Source organism: Streptomyces sp. DH10 (genome assembly GCF_029813805.1).
Classification (GTDB): Bacteria; Actinomycetota; Actinomycetes; order Streptomycetales; family Streptomycetaceae; genus Streptomyces; species Streptomyces coeruleofuscus.
Genome location: NZ_JARVKU010000008.1, coordinates 278,763 through 299,972, shown reverse-complemented (window position 1 = coordinate 299,972; position 21,210 = coordinate 278,763). Strand labels below are relative to the sequence as shown.

Annotated in this window: 18 protein-coding genes and 1 tRNA gene; 12 read left to right on the top strand and 7 right to left on the bottom strand. The window is 71.1% G+C overall.

All coding sequences use genetic code 11. From position 1 onward, the window contains the following. Positions 1–33 precede the first annotated feature (33 nt). On the bottom strand, positions 34–744 hold the full coding sequence (locus QC385_RS19550) for a ScbR family autoregulator-binding transcription factor (RefSeq protein WP_279542587.1): 711 nt from the start codon (positions 742–744) through the stop codon (positions 34–36). A 158-nt stretch (positions 745–902) separates the two neighbouring features. On the opposite strand from QC385_RS19550, the gene QC385_RS19545 reads away from it, so the two are divergent. Both QC385_RS19545 and QC385_RS19540 read left to right on the top strand, forming a co-directional pair. Then, positions 903–2,036: a ScbA/BarX family gamma-butyrolactone biosynthesis protein gene (locus QC385_RS19545; RefSeq protein WP_279542586.1), complete on the top strand. Its 1,134-nt coding sequence runs from the start codon at positions 903–905 to the stop codon at positions 2,034–2,036. Beyond that, positions 2,033–2,968, top strand: coding sequence for an NAD-dependent epimerase/dehydratase family protein (locus QC385_RS19540; protein WP_279542585.1), 936 nt, complete (start codon positions 2,033–2,035; stop codon positions 2,966–2,968). The genes QC385_RS19545 and QC385_RS19540 overlap by 4 nt, the downstream gene beginning before the upstream one ends. Here QC385_RS19540 and QC385_RS19535 read toward each other — a convergent pair. The 4 genes from QC385_RS19535 to QC385_RS19520 form a co-directional block, all read right to left on the bottom strand. Beyond that, positions 2,913–4,253: a cytochrome P450 family protein gene (locus QC385_RS19535; RefSeq protein WP_279542584.1), complete on the bottom strand. Its 1,341-nt coding sequence runs from the start codon at positions 4,251–4,253 to the stop codon at positions 2,913–2,915. The genes QC385_RS19540 and QC385_RS19535 overlap by 56 nt on opposite strands. A gap of 167 nt (positions 4,254–4,420) precedes the next feature. After that, positions 4,421–5,170 (bottom strand): ScbR family autoregulator-binding transcription factor, encoded by a 750-nt coding sequence (locus QC385_RS19530; protein ID WP_279542583.1) that lies wholly within the window; start codon positions 5,168–5,170, stop codon positions 4,421–4,423. A gap of 123 nt (positions 5,171–5,293) precedes the next feature. Then, positions 5,294–5,953, bottom strand: coding sequence for a response regulator transcription factor (locus QC385_RS19525; protein ID WP_279542628.1), 660 nt, complete (start codon positions 5,951–5,953; stop codon positions 5,294–5,296). Further along, positions 5,943–7,214 carry a sensor histidine kinase gene (locus QC385_RS19520; protein ID WP_443032939.1) on the bottom strand — a complete coding sequence of 424 codons (1,272 nt, stop codon included), beginning with the start codon at positions 7,212–7,214 and terminating at the stop codon, positions 5,943–5,945. Before QC385_RS19520 ends, QC385_RS19525 begins: the two co-directional genes overlap by 11 nt. 227 nt (positions 7,215–7,441) lie before the next feature. Between QC385_RS19520 and QC385_RS19515 the strand changes: the two genes are divergently transcribed. From QC385_RS19515 to QC385_RS19505, 3 genes are read left to right on the top strand one after another with little or no spacing between them, the layout of a single operon-like run. Continuing rightward, positions 7,442–8,167, top strand: coding sequence for an ABC transporter ATP-binding protein (locus tag QC385_RS19515; RefSeq protein WP_279542626.1), 726 nt, complete (start codon positions 7,442–7,444; stop codon positions 8,165–8,167). Continuing rightward, positions 8,161–10,608: an FtsX-like permease family protein gene (locus QC385_RS19510; protein WP_279542582.1), complete on the top strand. Its 2,448-nt coding sequence runs from the start codon at positions 8,161–8,163 to the stop codon at positions 10,606–10,608. Before QC385_RS19515 ends, QC385_RS19510 begins: the two co-directional genes overlap by 7 nt. 58 nt (positions 10,609–10,666) lie before the next feature. Then, positions 10,667–11,200, top strand: coding sequence for a winged helix-turn-helix transcriptional regulator (locus QC385_RS19505; protein ID WP_279542581.1), 534 nt, complete (start codon positions 10,667–10,669; stop codon positions 11,198–11,200). 103 nt (positions 11,201–11,303) lie between these two features. Here the strand turns inward: QC385_RS19505 and QC385_RS19500 are convergent. Next, positions 11,304–11,387, bottom strand: a tRNA-Leu gene (locus QC385_RS19500). Between the two features lie 475 nt (positions 11,388–11,862). Here QC385_RS19500 and QC385_RS19495 point away from each other — a divergent pair. From QC385_RS19495 to QC385_RS19465, 7 genes are all read left to right on the top strand, one after another. Continuing rightward, complete coding sequence (locus QC385_RS19495) at positions 11,863–12,723, top strand: DUF3662 and FHA domain-containing protein (protein WP_279542580.1); 861 nt, start codon at positions 11,863–11,865, stop codon at positions 12,721–12,723. Positions 12,724–12,733: 10 nt separating this feature from the next. Further along, positions 12,734–13,243, top strand: a complete 510-nt coding sequence (locus QC385_RS19490; protein WP_020273104.1) for an FHA domain-containing protein FhaB/FipA — start codon at positions 12,734–12,736, stop codon at positions 13,241–13,243. 132 nt (positions 13,244–13,375) lie between these two features. Further along, a complete protein-coding gene (locus QC385_RS19485) occupies positions 13,376–14,929 on the top strand; it encodes a Stp1/IreP family PP2C-type Ser/Thr phosphatase (protein ID WP_279542579.1) in 1,554 nt (517 codons plus the stop codon). A gap of 27 nt (positions 14,930–14,956) precedes the next feature. Continuing rightward, positions 14,957–16,408, top strand: coding sequence for an FtsW/RodA/SpoVE family cell cycle protein (locus QC385_RS19480; protein ID WP_279542578.1), 1,452 nt, complete (start codon positions 14,957–14,959; stop codon positions 16,406–16,408). Then, positions 16,405–17,883: a peptidoglycan D,D-transpeptidase FtsI family protein gene (locus QC385_RS19475; protein WP_279542577.1), complete on the top strand. Its 1,479-nt coding sequence runs from the start codon at positions 16,405–16,407 to the stop codon at positions 17,881–17,883. Before QC385_RS19480 ends, QC385_RS19475 begins: the two co-directional genes overlap by 4 nt. Before the next feature lie 168 nt (positions 17,884–18,051). Further along, a complete protein-coding gene (gene pknB / locus QC385_RS19470) occupies positions 18,052–20,082 on the top strand; it encodes a Stk1 family PASTA domain-containing Ser/Thr kinase (protein ID WP_279542576.1) in 2,031 nt (676 codons plus the stop codon). Between the two features lie 110 nt (positions 20,083–20,192). Next, positions 20,193–20,372, top strand: a complete 180-nt coding sequence (locus tag QC385_RS19465; RefSeq protein ID WP_279542575.1) for a hypothetical protein — start codon at positions 20,193–20,195, stop codon at positions 20,370–20,372. A gap of 74 nt (positions 20,373–20,446) precedes the next feature. On the opposite strand, the gene QC385_RS19460 is transcribed toward QC385_RS19465, so the two are convergent. Then, positions 20,447–21,199, bottom strand: coding sequence for a class E sortase (locus QC385_RS19460; RefSeq protein ID WP_279542574.1), 753 nt, complete (start codon positions 21,197–21,199; stop codon positions 20,447–20,449). Positions 21,200–21,210 lie beyond the last annotated feature (11 nt).

Genomic DNA, 21,210 nt, shown 5'->3' with positions numbered 1-21,210 from the left:
CAACCCGTGCGGGAACCCGGCGAAAGGCGACTCCTACGCCCCCGACGAGACCTGCGCCGGCACAGCCCCCTCCTGCACCTCCACCCGCTCCCGCCCCGGTACCTGCTGCACCTGCACCTGCGCCTGGGCCAGCACCCGCTCCGCCCGCTCCACCGAGATGTCGAGGCGGGCCAGCACCGCGGGGACGGCGATGCTCGGCAGGAAGTGTTCGAACATCACGACGACGCGGCGCTCCAGATCCTGCCGCTGGCAGCGCAGCTGGGACAGCAGCTGCACCCCCGAGAAGCTGCCGACCAGCAGCTCGGCCGTCTCCTCCACGTCGACATGCGGCAGCAATTCGCCCTGCGCCTTCGCTTCCCCCAGCCGCTGGACGTTCTGGTCGAACCACATACCGAAGGCCGGCGTGCGGTCGAGCTCCATGGCCCCTTGGTCGAGGGCGAGCCCGACACTGGCCCGAACCAGCGGTTCGGAGCGCAGCCGGCGGGCCATCACCAGCCCGGAGTCGACGAGTTCCTGGAGCTTGCTGGACTGCGGCGGGAGCGTGATCGCCAGCTGCTCCTCGAACACCCCCACCGCCAGCTCCTCCTTGGAACCGAAGTGGAAGTACAGCGCGCCCTTGGTGACGCCCGCCCGGTCGAGGATCTCCCCGATGGTCGCCGAGGTGTAGCCGCGTTCGTCGAAGACGGCCGCGGCCGCTTCGAGGATGGTCCGCCGGGTGCGGATCGCGCGCTCCTGTCGCGCCATCGGATGCCTCCTGGTCTCCGTCGATTCCTGTGAAATCGCTGTGCGGCGGGGGCGCGGAGCCTGTCCCAGCGGTTCGGCCAACCCTTTGAAAAAAACCGGCTCGTCCGTATCTTAGTCAAACGTCGATCACAGCCAGGCTGCCGATCCTGGGGATTCTCATGCCGCAGTCAGAACCTTTAAGCGCACCCACGGACGATCAGACCGGACAGGAGGGCCGTCCGGCAAACAGAACCACTGCGGCCGTCGAGAACGCGCCACAAGCCGCAGTCATCGCTCACGTCGCTCCCGTCGGTCCCCCCGAAGCCGCCGCGACCGCCGCAACCGGCGCAGCCATCGAACCCACGCAACCCCCCGGACCCACCCCGGTCACCAAGGAACTCGCCCACCGCACCACAGAAGCAGATGTCTTCCCCACCCAGTGGCGCCGTATCTCCGAAGCCCGCTTCCGCTTCACCGCTCACTGGCCGGCCACGCACCCCTTCTTCGGCCCCGTGGACGACCTGCACCAGGATCCGATGATCGTGGGAGAAACGTTGCGGCAGGCCTCGATGGTTCTCGCGCACGCCGAGTTCGGGGCCCCGGCCGACACCCACTTCGTCATGTGGGACCTGACGGTCCACACCGACCCGTTCGCGCTCCTGCTGTCGGACGCCGCCGAGCCGGTCGACGTCGACGTCGTGTGCTCCGAGATACGCCGTCGCGGTCGTGGTCTGCACAGCATGCGGACCACCATGGAGTTCCGCCGTGCGGGACGCTTCATCGCCCGCGGCACCGGCAGCACCGGCTGCACCTCGCCGCTCGCCTACCGTCGTCTGCGGCAGAAGCAGCTGGCCGCACTGGACACCCCGGTACCGCTGCTGCCGGGCATCTCCCCGGCGCTCGCCGGCCGCTCCCGTGCCGAGGACGTCGTCCTCGCCCCCGCCGACCGCCCCGGCGTCTGGCGGCTGCGCGTGGACACCGGCCATCCCGTGCTCTTCCCGCGGCCCAACGACCACGTGCCCGGCATGGTCCTTTTCGAGGCGGCCCGCCAGGCGGCGGCCGCCGCGTCCGGCCGGCACCCCTTCCTGCCCCGCTCGATGACGGCGACGTTCGCCCGGTACGCCGAGCTGCACAGCCCGTGCTGGATCGAGACGGAGCTGCTCGACGAGAACCCGGGAAACTCGGGAGATCCGGGAGGTCCGGGAGATCCGGGTGAGACGACCGTACGGGTGTCCGGGCGGCAGGACGGCGAGTCCGTCTTCAGCGCCACGCTGACCTGCGCGCAGCCGGCCCGGGTACGGTCGATGTCGTGACGGTCGACGTCCTGATCACGGGCGGGAGCGGCTTCGTCGGCAGCAGGGTCGCGGCCGCCGCACACCGGCAACCCGGTGTCCGCGTACGGCACTTGTCACGCCGTACCCCACCGGCGGGAGCCGAGCCCGTCGCGTTCGTGCACGGCGACCTCGGGGATCCGCACTCCCTGCGCGGCACCTGCGCGGGCGCCGACGTCCTGGTGCACTGCGCCACGCGGGTCGGCGGCGACGCCGAGACCGTCGAGGCCGTCAACGACCTGGGCACGCGGGCCCTGGTCGAGGAGGCCGTGCGCGCCGGGGTGCGCCGGATCGTGTACGTGAGCACGGCCGCCGTGTACGGCCGGGGCCCCTTCCGCGGAGTGCGCCCCGGGGAAGTGCCGATCGCCCCGGCGTCGGCCACCAGCCGCACCCGGGCCGCCGCCGAACGGCACGTCCTCGACGCGGGCGGCCTGGTGCTGCGCCCGCACCTCGTGTACGGCGAGGGCGACCGGTGGGTCGTCCCCGAACTGGTGTGGCTGCTGGGCGAGTTGTCGGCGACCCTGACCGGCTGCGAGGCGCTCCAGTCGATGATCGACGTGGACACCCTGGGCCGTGCGGTGGTGGCCGCGGCCCTGTCCCCGGAGCACGGCGGCGGTGTGCACCACGTCAACCACCCCGAGCCCGTGGGGGCCTCGGACCTGCTCGGGGCGGCGGGCACACTGCTGGGGGAGCCCGGCGGTGGTGCGGCGGTGGACGTCGCCACCGCCCTGGACCGGGCCGCCGGGAAGCCGCTCGCCCTCCATCACCTCGGCATGCTCACGGTCGACCACTGGTTCGTGGACGACGCCTTCTGGAAGGACCTCGACTGCTCCCCCGGCGAGGGATTCGTGGCCGGATTCAGGCGAGCGGCACCCTGGTACCGCTCGTTCCTCCGAGACCGGAAAGTCTCCTGATCGCCTCCGCCTCCTCCGGGCGCGGGCCCGGTACCGGCCCGCGACCGCGGCCGTGCAGCAGCACGGGCAACTCCTGGTGCCCCGTGGAGATGATGGAGCGCAGCCGCTTCGGAGGCCGGGCCGGATCGGCCAGGGCCAGCCGCGGGAAGCGGTCGAACAAGGACGTCAGGGCCACCGTCGCCTCGGCCATGGCCAGAGGGCGGCCCAGGCAGTGGTGCACGCCGTGGCCGAAGGAGACGTGGTCGCGGCTGGTGGACCGGGTGACGTCGAACCGTTCGGCGTCCGGGCCGTGCCGCTCGGGGTCGCGTCCGGCACCGGCGAACGAGACCACGACGGGATCGCCCTTCGGGATCGTCAGGCCCGGCTCGATCTCGATGTCCTCGACGGCGTAGCGCAGACCCGACATGGCACCCGGCGCCTCGAAACGCAGTGACTCCTCGATGGCGTCCTCCCAGGTCGCCTGCCCTGAGCGGACGAGTTCGAGCTGATCGGGGTGGGCGAGCAGGCTGTGCACGGTGTTGTCGATGAGGTTGACGGTCGTCTCGAAGCCCGCGGTGAGCAGCAGGATCAGGTTGTCCATCAACTCCTGTTCGCTGAGGCTTCCTTCGTCGTGCGCGGCCATCAGGGCCGTCGTCAGGTCGTCGGCCGGGTGATCGCGCTTGTACTGGAGGAACGCGGTCAGCGTGCCGTACAGCTCGACCCCGTTGGCCTGGGCGTCCTCCAGTGAGATCGCCGTGTCGAAGAAGCGGTTGATGATGCGGTAGAGGGCCCCTCGCGGACCGTCCTCACCCGGCGGTACGCCGAAGAGCTCGCACACCACCTCGTGCGGTATCGGAGCCGCGAACGCCGCCCGCAGATCGACGACTTCGCCCTCGGGGATCCGCTCCAGGTCGTCCAGGGCGCGGTCGACGATCTCCTGGACGCGCGGGAGCAACGCGTCGACGCGGCGCTTGGTGAAGGCGGCGGACATCGGTTTGCGCAGCCGGCTGTGGTCGGTGCCGTAGGCCGTGACCATGTTGCGCACCGACACCCAGATCGCGAGCGGCCAGGTGCGGGAGATGTCCCCGTTGATCCAGGCCGGCCAGTGCTGAAAGGCGTCCTTGCTCGTCTCGGGTCCTGCCAGGAGCCGCTTGTTCAGCTCCAAGTCGTTGATCCACCACGCCCGTACGCCGCCCGGGAGTTCGACCTCCACGGCGGGTCCCTGGGCCCGGATCCGGGCTATCTCGTCGTAGAGGTCCTGGCCGGACGGGTCGATCGCCAGGAAGGGGCAGGCCTGCTGTGCCATGACTCATCGCTCCTTGCTCCAGAGACTGGGGAACCATCGTGCGATCGAAGTGACGAAAAAACTTGGCAACCGGTTTGTTTTGGCCACCGCTTCACTGACTGTCAGCCATGGGGAGGCCGACCGGAAGCCATCCGGAAAGCCGACCGAAAGTCGACCGGGACGCTCCGCTACCGCAGCGCCAGCCCCGCCCGGCCCGGCTCCTCCAACGCCCCGTCGGTGTCCCTGCGGACGTCCGGCTCCCCGCTGACGTCCGGCGCCGTGCCGACGTCCGGCTCCCTGCCGAGGTCCGCATCCGCGTGGTCCGGCTCGGTCCCGGCCGGGTCCAGCGCGCCGGCCAGGTGCGGCGCGGCCACGCACGGCAGGAGCAGGTGCCACAGGTCGGTCAGGGAGGGCCGGGCGAGCCAGCCGGGGTCCTCCCGGGCCAGCACCTCGATGCCTGTCGTGGCGGCGAGGACGACGGCGCTGGAGCGGTGCGGCGGCATCCCGGCGGCGAGTTCCCCCTTGCGCTCCGCCTGGAGCAGCAACTCGTGCACGCACTCCCGCCACTCCCGGCGCAGGTCCCGCACCCGTCCGGCGACCGCCTCGGCGTTGAGCCGCAGCCCCGCGCGCACCACCACGTCGGCGCACAGCAGCCGGGCGACGTGGTGCGTGACGTCCACGAGGCGCTGGAGGGCGCACCCGTCGCCGCCGCGGCCGCGGCCCGCGACCTGGCGCAGGGCACGGGCGGCCGCGTGCTCGACGGCCTCGGCCACGGCGGCCTTGTTCGCGAAGTGGAAGTGCAGCGCGCCGGAGCTGACGCCGGCTCCCGCGCTGATCTCCGACAGACTGGCCCGGACGTATCCCCGTGCCTGGAACTGCTCGGCCGCCGACCGGATCAGCGCGAGACGGGTCCGGACGGCCCGGTCCTGTTTGGTCACCCCTGGCTCCCGTGGAGGGCTCTGATGGCGACGCAATGAAACCAACTCGCTGGTTTTTCCACAACGCACGGGCGGGCCGAAGGCATGGGGTCCGGCCGGATCGGCCCGACAGTCCCGCCATCCCTACGCCCGCAGATACGCCAGCACGGCCAGCACCCGGCGATGGGTCTCGTCCGCCGGCGGCAGGTCCAGCTTGGTGAGGATGCCGGAGATGTGCTTGCCGACGGCCGCCTCGGAGACGACCAGTTCGCGGGCGATCGCGCCGTTGGACCTGCCCTCCGCGATCAGCGCCAGCACCTCCCGCTCGCGCGGGGTGAGCCGCTCCAGCGGATCGCGGCGGCGGCGCAGCAACTGCCGTACGACCTCGGGGTCGACGACCGTGCCCCCGTCCGCCACCTTCCCGAGCGCCTCGACGAACTCCTCGACCTGGCCGACACGGTCCTTGAGCAGATAGCCCACGCCCGTGCCGTCGCCGGAGTCCAGCAGCTCGGCGGCGTAGCGGCGCTGCACGTACTGGCTGAGGACCAGGACGGGCAGCGTGGGCCGCTCCCCGCGCAGCCGCACGGCCGCGTGCAGGCCCTCGTCCTGGAACCCGGGCGGCATCCGCACGTCCGTCACGACCACGTCGGGGGCGTGCTCCTCGACGGCCCTGATCAGCGCCCCGGCGTCCCCCACGGCCGCGACGACCTCGTGTCCGCAGCGTTCGAGCAGCCCGACGAGCCCGTCCCGCAGCAGCACGCTGTCCTCGGCCAGGACCACGCGCAGCGGTCGCTCAACTCGCAGGGCCACAAGGGATCTCCACACGCAGCAGGGTCGGTCCGCCGGGCGGACTGGACAGGGAGAGTCTGCCATCGAGGACCGACACCCGGTCGGCGAGTCCGGTCAGCCCGCTGCCCTCCCCGGCCCGCGCGCCCCCGCGCCCGTCGTCGCGGACCTGGAGGACCAGCCGGCCGTCGCTCAGCCCGCCGCTCACCTCCACCCGGCTCGCCCCGCTGTGCCTGCCCACGTTGGCGAGCGCCTCGCACACCACGAAGTACGCGGCGGCCTCGACGGCTTGGGAGAGCCGCCCGGGCAGCTCCAGGTCGACGTCCACGGGCACGGCCGAGCGGTCGGCGGCGTCGGCGACGGCGGCTTCGAGGCCGTAGTCGGCGAGGACCTTGGGGTGGATGCCGTGGATGAGCTCGCGCAGTTCCGCGAGGGCCGTGCCCGCCTGCTCGTGGGCCTTGGTGAGCTGGTCGGCCAGCGGGCCCGGCGGGGCGTCCAGCCGGGCCAGGCCGAGCGTCATCGTCAGGGCGACGAGCCGCTGCTGCGCCCCGTCGTGCAGATCGCGCTCGATCCGCCGCCGTTCCGCCTCGAAGGCGTCCACCAACCGCACCCGGGAACGGGCCAGTTCGACGACCCTGGCCCCCAGGTCGGCCTCGCGCGGGGCGATCAGCAGCCTCACCAGCCCGGCCCGCGCACCGGCCGCGACGCCCAGCAGGTAGGCGCCCAGGGCGAGCAGGACCAGTCCGAGGACGGCGAACCCGGCGGCAGCCGGCCAGGTGGTGACCAGCCACACCTTGAGCACCTTCGCCTCTCCGAAGACGGCCATGAGCAGCGGAGTCGCCACCACGGAGAGCGGCCCCAGCAGGAAGACGGCGAACGCGAGAGCGTCGACCGGCCACAACAGCCCCGCGAACAGCAGGGCGTGGCCCAGCTCCCGCCAGGTGGCCCGCTCCCGCAACCGGGTCGACAGCCAGGCCCGCAGCCCCGGCTCCCCGGGCGTCTCGTGCGGGTCGGACGCCGGCTCCGCGTCGACCAGCCGCAGCCGGAACCGCTCGAGAGCCGCCACCGGAATGCCAGCCAGCACTGTCCCCAGCAGCAGGGGCAGCCCCACCAGCGCGAGGGCGAGCACTCCGCCGGCCGCCAGCGAGACCACGATCCCCACGAGCACGACGGCACCGGTCACCGCGCCGGTGAGCAGGTATCCGGCCGACCGCCACGGCCACGCCCGCAGCAGATAGCCGGGGCCGGACATCGCCTGCCACACGTTCCGAGGATGCATGGGATCACCGTAGAAGCGGGCCGGGGCCCCGGCCATGGGCTCAGGCGGAGGCCGGAGGGTATGCCTGGCCCTACCCCAGGTCTAGGCCCCGCCGCACTGCGCCGGCCCGCCCCCACCCGGTTTCGTGGAAACACAACCGACACCAGGGGGAACCCATGGCACACGACACCATCCGGCTGGACTCCGTACCCATGGCACACGACGCCATCCGGCTGGACTCCGTACCCATGACACACGACGCCGTCCGGCTGGACTCCGTCACCAGGGCGTACGGATCCGTGACCGCACTCGACGACGTCACCCTGGCGTTCCCCGCCGGGACCTTCACCGCCGTCATGGGCCCCTCCGGCTCCGGCAAGTCGACCCTGCTCCAGTGCGCCGCCGGCCTGGACCGGCCCACCTCCGGCTCGGTCACCGTCGCCGGCACGGAACTGACCGGACTGAGCGAGCGGCGGCTGACCCTGCTGCGCCGCGAGCGCGTCGGGTTCGTCTTCCAGGCGTTCAACCTGCTGCCCGCGCTGACCGCCGAACAGAACGTCGCCCTGCCCCTGCGCCTGGCCGGCCGGCGCGTCCCGAAGGCCCGGGTGCGCCAAGCGCTCCAGCAGGTCGGCCTCGCCGAACGGGCCCGGCACAGACCCGGGCAGCTGTCGGGCGGACAGCAGCAACGCGTCGCCCTGGCCCGCGCGTTGATCACCCGCCCGGACGTGCTGTTCGCCGACGAACCGACCGGCGCCCTGGACACGCGGACCGGCCGCGAGGTGCTCGGGCTGCTGCGCGGGATGGTCGACCGCGAGGGCCAGACGGTCGTCATGGTCACGCACGACCCGGTGGCCGCCGCCCACGCCGACCGCGTGCTGTTCCTCGTCGACGGGCGCGTCCACGGGGAGTTGACCGCTCCGAGCGCCGACGCCGTCGCCGCGCGCATGACCCGACTGGAGGCCGTGCCGTGCTGAGCGTCACCCTGCGCACCCTGCGCACCCGCTGGGTCACCTTCACCGGCAGTTTCGTCGCGCTCTGTCTGGGCGTGGCACTGCTGACCGTGACGGGCCTGGCCCTGGCGTCGTCGGCCACCGCCCCGGAGCGCGCCCCCGAACGCTTCGCGGCGGCGCCGGTGGTCGTCAGGGGCCAGGACACGCTGCGTGTACCGACCCCGATCGGCGACAGCGAGTCCCGGCTCGCCCACCCGCGCCCGGTCCCCGCCTCGACCCTCGCCGAGTTGCGGGAGCTGGGGCCGGTCGTGGCGGACAGGACCTTCACCGTCCACGCCACGAAAGCCTCGGACGCCCCCACGGACCTCGTCGGCCACCCCTGGTCCACCGCCGCCTTCGCCCCCTACGACCTCGCCGCCGGACGGGCCCCCCGCGCCGCCGACGAGGTCGCCGTCACCGGCGACTGGACCCGCCCGGGCGGGCAGCTCCACACCGACCGGGGCCCGGTACGCGTCGTCGGCACGCTCACCTCACGCGGCTTCGAGAACGCCGTGTTCTTCACCGACGCCCGCGCGGCACGACTGTCCCCCTCGGTCACTCAGCTGGCTGTCGAGGCCGATCCGGCAGCCGTACGGGAGGCGGTGGGCGACAGGGCCCAGGTCCTCACCGGGAACGCCCGCCGCCTCGCCGACGCCGAGCCCGGCCGGGACGGCGAGGCGCTCACGGCGATGAACTCCCTGTTCGGCACCGCCGGCGGCGTCACCGCCTTCGTGTCGGTGTTCGTCGTGGCGTCGACCTTCGCCTTCGCGGTGGCCCAGCGGCGCCGGGAGTTCGCCCTGCTGCGCACCGCCGGGGTTACCCCGGGCCAGATCCGCCGGAGCGTCCTCACCGAGGCCCTCGCCGTCGGCGCTCTCGCGTCGGCCACCGGCTGTGCCCTCGGCTCCCACGCGGCGCCCCGCCTCGCGTCCTGGGTCGTCGGCAACGGCCTCGCCCCGGCCTGGTTCACCATCGGCGACCACACCTGGCCGTACCACGCTGCCTTCTGGACCGGCCTGCTCGTCGCGCTGTGCGGAGCGACCGCGGCGTCCTGGCGGGCCGGCCGCACCGGCCCCACCGAGGCGCTGCGCGAGGCGTCGGCGGAGAGCGGGACCATCACCCGGGGCCGCCTGCTGTGCGGCACGGCCCTGGTGCTGGCGGCCGCCGTGACCCTGGGCCTGTCCCTGGCCGGCGACCCGGCCGACCTGCTGCACCGCAAGTCCTACATCAGCCGCCCGATGCTGCTGATCACCGCGGCCGCCCTGCTCTCCCCACTCGTGCTGCGTCCCCTGACCCGGCTGCTGACGCGGCTGCCGGGCGCCTGCGCCATGCTGGTCGGCGAGAACGCCGCCGCCGGGATGCGCCGCACCGCCGCGCTCGCGGCCCCCGTCCTGGTCACCGTCGCCCTCGCGGGTTCCCTGCTCGGCGCCACCGCGACCCTGAACCGGGCGAAGACCGCCGAGACGAGCGAGCGCACCACCGCCGCCTTCGTCGTGACCCCGCCCGCCGGCACCGGCTTCGACGAGTCCGCCCTGCGCCGACTGCGCGCCGTCCCGGGCACTGAGATGTCGCCGACGTCGTCGACGGCCGTCCACGTCCTGGAGGACGACGTCGCCCTCGTCCGCTCCGAGGCCCGCGCCGCCACCCCCGGCCCCCTCGCGGCCACCACCCGTCTCCCGCTGGCCGCCGGCGCGGTGACCGGTCTCGACGACGACTCGATCATCGTCAACGAGGAGTGGCAGCGGCACCGGGTCGGCGACCGGGTCCGTGTCTGGCTCGGCGACGGAACGCCGCGCACCCTGCGGATCGCCGCGGTGATGACCACCGGCACCGGCGACAACGGCGTCTACGTCACCCCGCGCAACGCCCCGGGCGCCACGGTCGACCGGATCGACGTGGCCCTGGCCGACGACGCGGACCCGAACACCGTCGCCACCGCTGTGCGCGAGGCACTCGGCCCCGGGAACGGGCAGATCCTCACCCGCGAGGCGTGGATCCGGGCCACCCACCCCGAGACGAACCGCACCACCCGCCTCGGCCTCCTGCTGGTCCTCGGCATCGCCCTCCTCTACACGGGCATCTCCGTGGCCAACACCATGGTCATGGCGACGTCCGACCGGGCCCGCGACCTGGCCGTACTGCGGCTGACCGGAGCCACCCGGTGGCAGGTCCTGCGGCTGACCGGCGCCGAGGCCCTGACGGTCGTGACGGCCGGCGCCCTCCTCGGGCTCCTGGTCGCCGCCGTCAACCTGGCCGGCATGGCCGGCGCCCTCGCCATGCTGTCGGCCCCGGTCACGATCGAGCTCCCGTGGCAGGCCCTCGGCACGACCACAGCCGTCTGCGCCCTCCTCGCCACGACCTCCGCACTCGCCCCGGCCGCACTCGCCCTGCGCCGCCGCCCGGCGGTACCGGCGGGCGTACGGGAGTGACGGGCACAGGGACGCCGGGGCCGGTCCATCTCATGATGAAACCGATAACCTGGCAGCCGTGAAACGGACCTCGTTCGACACCTGGCCCTGCTCCATCGCCCGCACCGCCGACATCCTGGGCGACGCCTGGAGCCTGCTGGTGCTGCGCGAGGTCTTCTACGGAGAATCCCGCTTCGACGGCTTCATCGGCTCGCTCGGCATCGCCCGCAACACCCTCACCGACCGGCTGCGGCGCCTGGAGGCCGAGGGCCTGCTGCGGCGGCAGGCCTACCAGAGCGACCCGGTCCGCCACGAGTACCTGCTGACGGACAAGGGCCGCGACTTCTTCGGCGTACTCGCCGCGATCAACGCCTGGGGCGACCGCTGGCTGGCCGGCGACGAGGGCGCCCCGGTGGTCCTGCACCACACGCCCTGCGACCACGACGCGGAGGCCCGGGTCGTCTGCTCCTCCTGCGGCGAGCAACTGCGCCACCAGGACATGACCGCCCGCACCGGCCCCGGCTACCCGGCCCGCCACCTCGACGACCCCGCCGTACGGGAACGCTTCGCCCCCGGCCGATCGCTGGGGGACGCCCGAGCCGGCCAGGCCTGAGAGCTTCCTCACACCAGCGCAACCCCGGGTGCCGCGAGACAACCGTCACATCCGCAGACACGAGAAACGGGCGGCATCTGATCGATGCCGCCCGTTCCGACGGTGCGCGAGGGGGGAGTTGAACCCCCACGCCCTTGCGGGCACTGGAACCTGAATCCAGCGCGTCTGCCTATTCCGCCACCCGCGCATTGGGTGTGTCGTGGGCTCCTGCCCCCTGGGGGCCTGGCGCCTTCCGACACCGAGAACATTAGCACGCGGGGCGGGGTGGATTCACATCCCTTCTTCCGCAGGCAGAACCGCCTCCGAGCCTTCGGTGCCGTGGCCACGTATCAACGCGCAGCGCTTCACGTATCAACCTCGTACCGGTACCCCCCGTCTCCCCAGCAGGGGGTCGGGGTCCACAGCCGGGTGCGGGACACTGGTCTTCGGCCGCCTCTACGATCCTTGTCAGGAGTACGCGAGAGCGGTTGCGCGGCAGCCGTACCACCGGAGGAGTTCGAAGGGGAGCTCCACAGGGAACTTCGTCATGCGTCGACATCCGTCGGCCGTGCTGACAGGGGGAACCAGCCGATCGAGCGGCGCGTGGATACGATCAGTAAGCAGTACCAGGCAAGCGGCCCGCAGGGCAGTACACAGGACGGCAGCGACGGAGGAGGTGCCCCATGGGAGTCCTGAAGAAGTTCGAGCAGCGTCTCGAAGGTCTGGTCAACGGCACCTTCGCCAAGGTGTTCAAGTCCGAGGTCCAGCCCGTGGAGATCGCCGGCGCGCTCCAGCGCGAGTGCGACAACAACGCCACCATCTGGAACCGCGACCGCACGGTCGTACCCAACGACTTCATCGTGGAACTGAGCACGCCCGACTTCGAGCGGCTCAGCCCCTACTCCGGCCAGCTCGGCGACGAGCTGGCCGGCATGGTGCGTGACTACGCCAAGCAGCAGCGCTACACCTTCATGGGCCCGATCAAGGTGCACCTGGAGAAGGCGGAGGACCTGGACACCGGCCTGTACCGGGTGCGCAGCCGCACGCTCGCCTCCTCCAGCAGCCAGGCCCCGTCAGGCGCCGCCGCGCCCGCCGCCCCGCCCGCCGGACGCCCCGGCGGCTACGGCTACCCGCCGGCCGCCGCGCCCGCGGGCGCTCCGCCCATGCCGGCCGCGCCGCCGCCCGGCGGCCGCCCCGGCGGGTACGGCTACCCGCAGCCCGCGGGCGCCCAGCGGCCCCCGGCCGCCCCGGCGGCCGGCGGACGCACCCGCCACTGGATCGAGATCAACGGCACACGCCATCAGATCTCCCGCCCGACGCTGGTGCTGGGCCGCAGCACCGACGCCGACGTGCGGATCGACGACCCCGGCGTCTCCCGCCGGCACTGTGAGATCCGGACCGGAACGCCCTCGACGATCCAGGATCTCGGATCCACCAACGGCATCGTGGTGGACGGGCAGCACACCACCCGCGCTACGCTCCGCGACGGCTCGCGGATCGTCGTGGGCAGCACCACCATCATTTACCGGCAAGCCGAAGGGTGAAGCGGGGGCAATGTCAGAGCTGACCCTCACGGTCATGCGGCTGGGTTTCCTGGCCGTTCTGTGGCTGTTCGTGATCGTGGCCGTGCAGGTCATCCGGAGCGACCTGTTCGGTACGCGCGTCACCCAGCGCGGATCGCGCCGGGAGGCCGGCCGGCAGCAGCAGGCCGCCCGCCAGGCGCCACCGCAGCAACGCCAGCAGTCCGGCGGCGGCCGGCGCGGCCGTAACGCCCCCACCAAGCTGGTCGTGACCGAGGGCACCCTCACCGGCACCACGGTCGCGCTCCAGGGCCAGACCATCACCCTGGGCCGGGCGCACGACTCGACGATCGTGCTGGACGACGACTACGCCTCCAGCCGCCATGCCAGGATCTATCCGGACCGCGACGGCCAGTGGATCGTCGAGGACCTCGGCTCCACCAACGGCACGTACCTGGACCGGAACCGGCTGACGACTCCCACACCGATTGCGCTGGGCGCGCCGATCCGCATCGGCAAGACCGTCATCGAGCTGCGGAAGTAGTACGACAATGAGCGAGCGGAGCGAGCACGCAGTGGCGGGCCCCACCCCGGGCCCCGGCGCGCTCCCGACCGGAGGGTGGGCAGTGTGGCTCGACACGACCGGCTGTACCCGGAGCCGACAGGCGAGGTGCGCATGAGTCTGTCACTGCGCTTCGCGGCCGGATCGCACAAGGGGATGATCCGGGAGGGCAACGAGGACTCCGGATACGCCGGCCCGCGCCTGCTCGCCATCGCCGACGGCATGGGCGGCGCCGCGGCGGGCGAGGTCGCCTCCTCCGAGGCCATCTCCACGATCGTCGCGCTCGACGACGACGTCCCCGGCTCCGACATCCTCACCTCGCTCGGCACGGCCGTACAGCGCGCCAACGACCAGCTGCGCTCGATGGTCGAGGAGGATCCCCAGCTGGAGGGCATGGGGACCACCCTCACCGCCCTGCTCTGGACCGGCCAGCGCCTCGGTCTGGTCCACGTCGGCGACTCCCGCGCGTACCTCCTGCGCGACGGCGTCCTGACGCAGATCACACAGGACCACACCTGGGTGCAGCGCCTGGTCGACGAGGGCCGCATCACCGAGGAAGAGGCCACCACCCACCCGCAGCGCTCGCTCCTCATGCGCGCGCTCGGCAGCGGGGACCACGTCGAACCGGACCTGTCCATCCGCGAGGTCCGCGCCGGCGACCGCTACCTGATCTGCTCCGACGGCCTGTCCGGCGTGGTGTCCCACCAGACCCTGGAGGACACCCTCGCCAGCTACCAGGGCCCCCAGGAGACCGTCCAGAACCTGATCGAGCTGGCACTGCGCGGCGGCGGCCCGGACAACATCACCGTCATCGTCGCCGACGTCCTCGACCTCGACACCGGCGACACCCTCGCGGGGCAGCTGTCCGACACCCCGGTGGTGGTCGGCGCCGTCGCCGAGAACCAGCACCAGCTGCAGGACAACTCCTTCATGCAGACCCCCGCCGGCCGCGCCTCCGGCCTCGGCCGCCAGGGGCACGGCCAGGGCGGCGGCGGCGAGTTCGGCCCGCCCGGTTCCGGTGACACCACCGGCTACATCCCGGCGGCAGGCCTGGGCTACGGCGACGACGACTTCGACAAGCCCCGCAAGAAGGGCCGCTGGCTGAAGAGATCCTTCTACGGCGCCCTGGCGCTGGCCGTCATCGGCGGCGGCCTGTACGGCGGCTGGCGCTGGACGCAGACGCAGTACTACGTCGGCGCCGAGGGCGAGCATGTCGCGCTGTACCGGGGCATCAGCCAGGACCTGGCGTGGGTGTCGCTCTCGAAGGTCGAGAAGGACCACCCCGAGATCGAACTCAAGTACCTGCCGCCCTACCAGCAGAAGCTGGTCGAGGCGACCATCGCCGAGGGCGGGCTGGAGAACGCCCAGGCGAAGATCCAGGAACTGTCGGTGCAGGCCTCCGCGTGCAAGAAGGAGGCGCAGCGGCGCCAAGCCGAGAGCCGGAACAACTCCAAGACCGGCGAAGGCGAGGCCGGGGGCACCACGGGAACCACTCCCGCCTCCTTCACGTCCAAGGCCACACCGACGGCGAACCCGTCGAACCCGTCGGGCTCGCCGTCGACGCCTGAGAAGTCCCCGAACCCGTCCACGACCGCACCTACTCCCAGCCCCGGCCCCGGCCTCTCGGAGGAAGAGCAGAAGGTCGTCTCGCTGTGCGGTAAGCAGTAGGCAAGCCGTGAGAGGCCCTGTTACACGATGAGCGGTACGAACACATCGCCGACGCACCACACGTCCACGATCGGCGCGATCGGCGCGCCGAGCCGGCGCAACACCGAGCTGGCGCTGCTGGCGTTCGCCGTGGTCATTCCGGTGTTCGCCTATGCCAACGTCGGGCTGGCCATCAACGACTCGGTGCCGCCGGGCCTGCTGAGCTACGGGCTCGGACTCGGCCTGCTCGCGGGCGTCGGCCATCTCGCCGTACGGAAGTTCGCGCCGTACGCGGACCCGCTGATGCTGCCGCTGGCGACGCTGCTGAACGGGCTCGGTCTGGTCGTCATCTGGCGGCTGGACCAGTCGAAGAAGCTCCAGGCGAGCAGCACGTTCGTCGAGGCGGCTCCCCGTCAGCTGCTGTACTCCGCGATGGGCGTCGCCCTCCTGGTGGCCGTGCTGATCTTCCTCAAGGACCACCGCGTCCTGCAGCGCTACACCTACATCTCCATGGCCGGCGCGCTGTTCCTGCTCGTCCTGCCGCTCGTGCCGGGACTCGGCGCGAACATCTACGGCGCCAAGATCTGGATCAAGATCCCCGGCCTCGGCACGCTCCAGCCCGGTGAGTTCGCCAAGATCGCCCTGGCGGTCTTCTTCGCCGGCTACCTCATGGTCAAGAGAGACGCCCTCGCCCTGGCCAGCCGCCGCTTCATGGGCCTGTACCTGCCGCGGGGCCGCGACCTGGGTCCGATCCTCGTCGTCTGGGTCATCTCGATCCTCATCCTGGTCTTCGAGACCGACCTCGGTACGTCGCTGCTGTTCTTCGGAATGTTCGTCATCATGCTGTACGTCGCCACCGAGCGGACCAGCTGGATCGTCTTCGGTCTGCTGATGTCCGCGGTCGGCGCCGTCGGCGTGGCGAGCTTCGAACCCCACATCCAGACGCGTGTGCAGGCCTGGCTCGACCCGATGCGCGAGTACCAGCTCAGCCGCGCCGGAGTCAGCGACGGCGTCGTCCACTCCGAGCAGGCCATGCAGGCCCTGTGGGCCTTCGGCTCCGGCGGCACGCTCGGCACCGGCCTCGGTCAGGGCAACTCCGACCTCATCGGCTTCGCCGCCAACTCCGACTTCATCCTCGCCACCTTCGGCGAGGAGCTGGGCCTGGCGGGCGTCATGGCGATCCTGCTGCTCTACGGCCTGATCGTCGAGCGGGGTGTACGCACGGCACTCGCGGCCCGCGACCCGTTCGGCAAGCTGCTGGCCGTCGGCCTGTCCGGCGCCTTCGCCCTCCAGGTATTCGTCGTGGCCGGCGGTGTGATGGGCCTCATCCCGCTGACCGGTATGACGCTGCCGTTCGTGGCCTACGGCGGTTCCTCCGTGATCGCCAACTGGGCCCTGATCGGCATCCTGCTGCGCATCAGCGACACCGCACGCCGCCCGGCGCCGGCCCCGGCCGGCAATCCCGACGCCGAGATGACTCAGGTGGTCCGCCCGTCATGAACAAGCCCCTGCGCCGGATCGCGGTCTTCTGCGGTCTGCTCGTCCTGGCACTGCTCATCCGCGACAACTGGATCCAGTACGTCCAGGCCGACGAGCTCAGGACCGACAAGAACAACCGCCGCGTCACCATCGAGCGCTACGCCTCCCCGCGCGGCGACATCATCGTCGACGGCAAGCCGATCACCGGTTCCGCCGAGACGTCGGGCAGCGACTTCAAGTTCAAGCGCACCTACAAGAACGGCCCGATGTGGGCGCCGGTCACCGGCTACGCCTCGCAGGCCTTCGGCGCGACCCAGCTGGAGTCCATCGAGGACGGCATCCTCACCGGCAACGACGACCGGCTCTTCTTCCGCAACACCCTCGACATGCTCACCGGCAAGAAGCAGGAGGGCGGGAACGTCGTCACGACGCTGAACGCCGCCGCGCAGAAGGCCGCCTACGACGGCCTGAAGAAGCAGGGTGGCAAGGGCGCCGTCGTCGCCCTCGAGCCGTCCACCGGCAAGATCCTGTCCCTGGCCTCCTACCCGTCGTACGACCCGTCGTCCTTCGCCGGTAACTCCACGACGACGGACACCGACGCCTGGCAGAAGCTCCAGAAGAAGAACAACCCGAACGACCCGATGCTCAACCGGGCGCTGCGGGAGACCTATCCGCCCGGCTCCACCTTCAAGGTGGTCACCGCGGCCGCCGCCCTCGAGGACGGCCTGTACACGGACCCGGACGGCAAGACCGACTCGCCCGACCCGTGGATCATGAAGGGCACCACCACCAAGCTGCCGAACGAGGGCAACATCCCCTGCAAGAACGCGACACTGCGGGTGGCCCTCCAGTACTCCTGCAACACCGTCTTCGGCAAGATCGGCTCCGACCTCGGCAACGACAAGATGCTGGACATGGCCAAGAAGTTCGGCTTCGACGAGGAGCAGTTCACGCCGGTCCGCGCCAACGCCTCGGTGTTCTCCGACGACATGAACCCGTCGGAGACCGCGCTGTCGTCGATCGGCCAGTTCAACACCGCCGCGACCCCGCTCCAGATGGCCATGGTGGCCTCGGCCGTCGCCAACGACGGCAAGCTGATGAAGCCGTACATGGTCGAGGAGCTCCAGGCGCGCAGCGTCGACACCATCGAGAGGACCGAGCCGGAGGAGCTCAGCCAGCCGCTGTCCCCGGAGAACGCCCAGAAGCTCCAGTCGATGATGGAGACGGTCGTCGACAAGGGCACGGGCTCCAACGCCAAGATTTCGGGCGTCACGGTGGGCGGCAAGACCGGTACCGCCCAGCACGGTGTCGACAACAGCGAGAACCCCTACGCGTGGTTCATCTCCTACGCCAAGGGTGAGGACGGCAGCGCGCCGGTGGCCGTGGCGGTCGTGGTCGAGGACGACAACGCCGTCCGTGACGACATCTCCGGCGGCGGCCTCGCGGCGCCAATCGCGAGGAACGTGATGGAGGCTGTCCTCAAGAGCAAGCAGTGACTCCGCTCACGTCTGCTTCACAACGGTGCACGTTGCGATACCGGTCCTGTATCGGCTGACGGGCTTGGCCAGGTCACACAAAGCGAGCCGGGTACGGTAGGCCCGGACGGCAGCCTCCGACCGTACAAGCTTCCGGTCGGGACCGACGGAGAGGGCTGGTAGGTAGCTATGGAAGAGCCGCGTCGCCTCGGCGGCCGGTACGAACTGGGCCAGGTGCTCGGGCGTGGTGGCATGGCGGAGGTCTACCTCGCGCATGACACCCGCCTCGGCCGCACCGTGGCGGTGAAGACGCTGCGCGCGGATCTCGCGCGTGACCCTTCCTTCCAGGCCCGGTTCCGCCGGGAGGCCCAGTCGGCCGCCTCGCTCAACCATCCCGCGATCGTCGCGGTCTACGACACGGGCGAGGACTACATCGACGGGGTCTCGATCCCGTACATCGTCATGGAGTACGTAGAAGGCTCGACGCTCCGCGAGCTGCTCCACTCCGGCCGCAAGCTGCTGCCGGAGCGGTCGATGGAGATGACCATCGGCATCCTCCAGGGCCTGGAGTACGCCCACCGCAACGGCATCGTCCACCGCGACATCAAGCCCGCGAACGTCATGCTGACGCGCAACGGCCAGGTCAAGGTGATGGACTTCGGCATCGCCCGCGCCATGGGCGACTCGGGCATGACCATGACGCAGACCGCGGCGGTCATCGGCACGGCCCAGTACCTCTCGCCGGAGCAGGCGAAGGGCGAGCAGGTCGACGCCAGGTCGGACCTCTACTCGACCGGCTGTCTGCTCTACGAACTCCTGACGGTGAGGCCCCCCTTCGTCGGCGACTCCCCGGTCGCCGTCGCGTACCAGCACGTCCGGGAAGAGCCGCAGGCGCCGAGCGTCTTCGACCCCGAGATCACGCCCGAGATGGACGCGATCGTCCTGAAGGCGTTGGTCAAGGATCCCGACTACCGCTACCAGTCGGCCGACGAGATGCGCGCCGACATCGAGGCCTGCCTCGACGGCCAGCCGGTCGCGGCCACGGCGGCGATGGGCGCGGCGGGCTACGGCGGCTACCCCGACGACCAGCCGACGACGGCCCTGCGCGCGGACTCCGGCGCGGGCGCCACGTCGATGCTGCCCCCCATGAACCCGGACGACGGCGGTTACGGCTACGACGACCGCCCCGACCGGCGCCGCCAGCAGCAGCGCAAGTCCAACACCTCGACGATCCTGCTGGTCGTGGCCGGCATCCTCGTCCTGGTCGGGGCCATCCTGATCGGGCGGTGGGCGTTCAGCGGCGACGGAGGCGTGAACGACGACACGTTCGCGGCGCCCAACTTCGTCGGTGAGACGAAACAGACCGCCGAGAGGCTGGCCACCAACGCCGACCTGGAACTGTCCTTCACCAATAAACCCTGTGAGAACCAGGCCAAGGGCAACGTCTGCGACCAGGACCCGAACGCCGGGGTCGATGTCAAGAAGGGCGACACCATCAACCTCGTGGTGTCGACCGGGGCGCCGAAGGTCGCGGTGCCGAGCGTCGTCGGCGACAGCCTGGACGACGCCAAGGCGACGCTGGAGAGCGACAAGTACGAGTTCGAGGTCGAGACGGAGTCGAAGGAGTCCCCGGAGGACCCCGGCACCGTACTCGAACAGAACCCGCGCCTGGGCGAGGAGGTGGAGAAGGGCTCCACCATCACCCTCACCATCGCCAAGGAGGCGGCGAAGTCCACCGTTCCGGACGTGCTCGGCCGGGACTGTGACGCGGCCAAGCAGCAGATGCAGGCCAGCAACCTGGTCGGCAACTGCACCGAGGTGGAGACCGACGACGACAACCAGGTCGGCAAGGTCATCGCGACCACACCGCAGGCCGGCACCTCCGTCGACAAGAACTCGTCGGTCAACATCCAGATCGGCAAGAAGAAGCAAGAGCAGAAGAAGCGCGTGCCCCAGGTCGTCGGCCAGACGGTCGGCCAGGCCAAGCAGATCCTGGCGGCGGAAGGCTTCGCGAACATCCAGTTCGCGGGCGGCAGCGACCAGAGCGACACCGCCATCGTCTCCGGCCAGGACCCGCAAGGGAACCAGGAGGTCGACGACCCCGCGGGCACGACGATCACCCTCCAGACCGTCGGCCTCGGCGGCAACGGCGGCAACAACAACGGTGGGGGCGGCAACGGCGGCATCTTCGGCGGCATCACCGGCCGCGAGGAGGACTGACCTCAGCGGGCGACCCCGGCACCCGGAGAGGTGCCGGGGTTTTCCTGTGCGGAGCCACGCGGATGGCCGTCCGGCGACGGTGACCTTACTCACATGATGGTCCATCAGTTTTGCTTCCACCGCCTGCTTGCGCCGCGGTCGTCGACACCTACTGGGGCACCGGCACCACCAAGCTCATGGTGGTCAACATCTGGAAGTGCGGGGCCGGAACGACTCCGGGCGGCACGTGCCTGATCGATCAGCAGGACAACGACACTGCTGACAGCAGCCGACCCGGCTGGGCCTCCTGAGCTGCTCGACGACTGTCGGGGTCAACGGTTCAGGAGGCTCTGCCGTTTGTCGTTCCTCTCGGGAGCAAGGCCGTTCAGCGCAGTTCCTCGGGCGGCGTCCGGTCCGCGTCCACCTTGTCCACCCGGTCCAGTTCGCCCCACACGATGTAGCGGTACGTGCTCGTGTACACCGGGGTGCACGTCGTCAGCGTGATGTAGTGGCCCGGCTTCTTCTTGCCGGACTCCTTGGGCACCGCCGAGAGCACCTTGACGTTGTACTTCGAGGTCTCGGGAAGGATGCCGTAGACCTTGTAGACGTACCACTTGTCCTTCGTCTCGAAGACGATCGGGTCGCCCTTCTCGATCTTGTCGATGTTGTGGAACGCGGCGCCGTGACCGTCCCGGTGGGCGGCGAGGGAGAAGTTGCCGGTCTTGCCCGACATCGGCAGGGCCGACTTGACGGGATCGGTGTAGTACCCGGCGACACCGTCGTTGAGGATCTTGTTCGACGTGCCCTTCTCGACCAGAACCTCGTCGTTGCTCATCGCCGGCACATGCAGGAACCCGATGCCGTTCTTCGTGTCCAGCGCGCCGGGCCCGCCCCGGCCGTGAGCCCAGTCGTCACGGACCTGGTCCGCCTGCTTCCCGGCCGCACGGTCGGCGACCACGTTCGTCCACCAGAGCGAGTAGGCGACGAACAGGCCCAGGACCAGTCCCGCGGTGATGAGGAGTTCCCCGAAGACGCTCACCGCCATGGCGATCGGGCCGGGACGGCGCCGGGCCGCGGACGGCCGGGACGCCGCCGCGCCGGTGTGCTCTTCGTGCTCCGTGTCGGTGGTCGCTGCCACTGGTCATCTGC

Coding starts and splice junctions, on each gene's coding strand:
- QC385_RS19515 (WP_279542626.1), top strand. CDS start 7,442: ATGACACACGACGCCGTCCGGCTGGACTCCGTCACCAGGGCGTACGGA.
- QC385_RS19535 (WP_279542584.1), bottom strand. CDS start 4,253: ATGGCACAGCAGGCCTGCCCCTTCCTGGCGATCGACCCGTCCGGCCAG.
- QC385_RS19520 (WP_443032939.1), bottom strand. CDS start 7,214: ATGCATCCTCGGAACGTGTGGCAGGCGATGTCCGGCCCCGGCTATCTG.
- QC385_RS19550 (WP_279542587.1), bottom strand. CDS start 744: ATGGCGCGACAGGAGCGCGCGATCCGCACCCGGCGGACCATCCTCGAA.
- QC385_RS19495 (WP_279542580.1), top strand. CDS start 11,863: ATGGGAGTCCTGAAGAAGTTCGAGCAGCGTCTCGAAGGTCTGGTCAAC.
- pknB (WP_279542576.1), top strand. CDS start 18,052: ATGGAAGAGCCGCGTCGCCTCGGCGGCCGGTACGAACTGGGCCAGGTG.
- QC385_RS19475 (WP_279542577.1), top strand. CDS start 16,405: ATGAACAAGCCCCTGCGCCGGATCGCGGTCTTCTGCGGTCTGCTCGTC.
- QC385_RS19545 (WP_279542586.1), top strand. CDS start 903: ATGCCGCAGTCAGAACCTTTAAGCGCACCCACGGACGATCAGACCGGA.
- QC385_RS19485 (WP_279542579.1), top strand. CDS start 13,376: ATGAGTCTGTCACTGCGCTTCGCGGCCGGATCGCACAAGGGGATGATC.
- QC385_RS19480 (WP_279542578.1), top strand. CDS start 14,957: ATGAGCGGTACGAACACATCGCCGACGCACCACACGTCCACGATCGGC.
- QC385_RS19490 (WP_020273104.1), top strand. CDS start 12,734: ATGTCAGAGCTGACCCTCACGGTCATGCGGCTGGGTTTCCTGGCCGTT.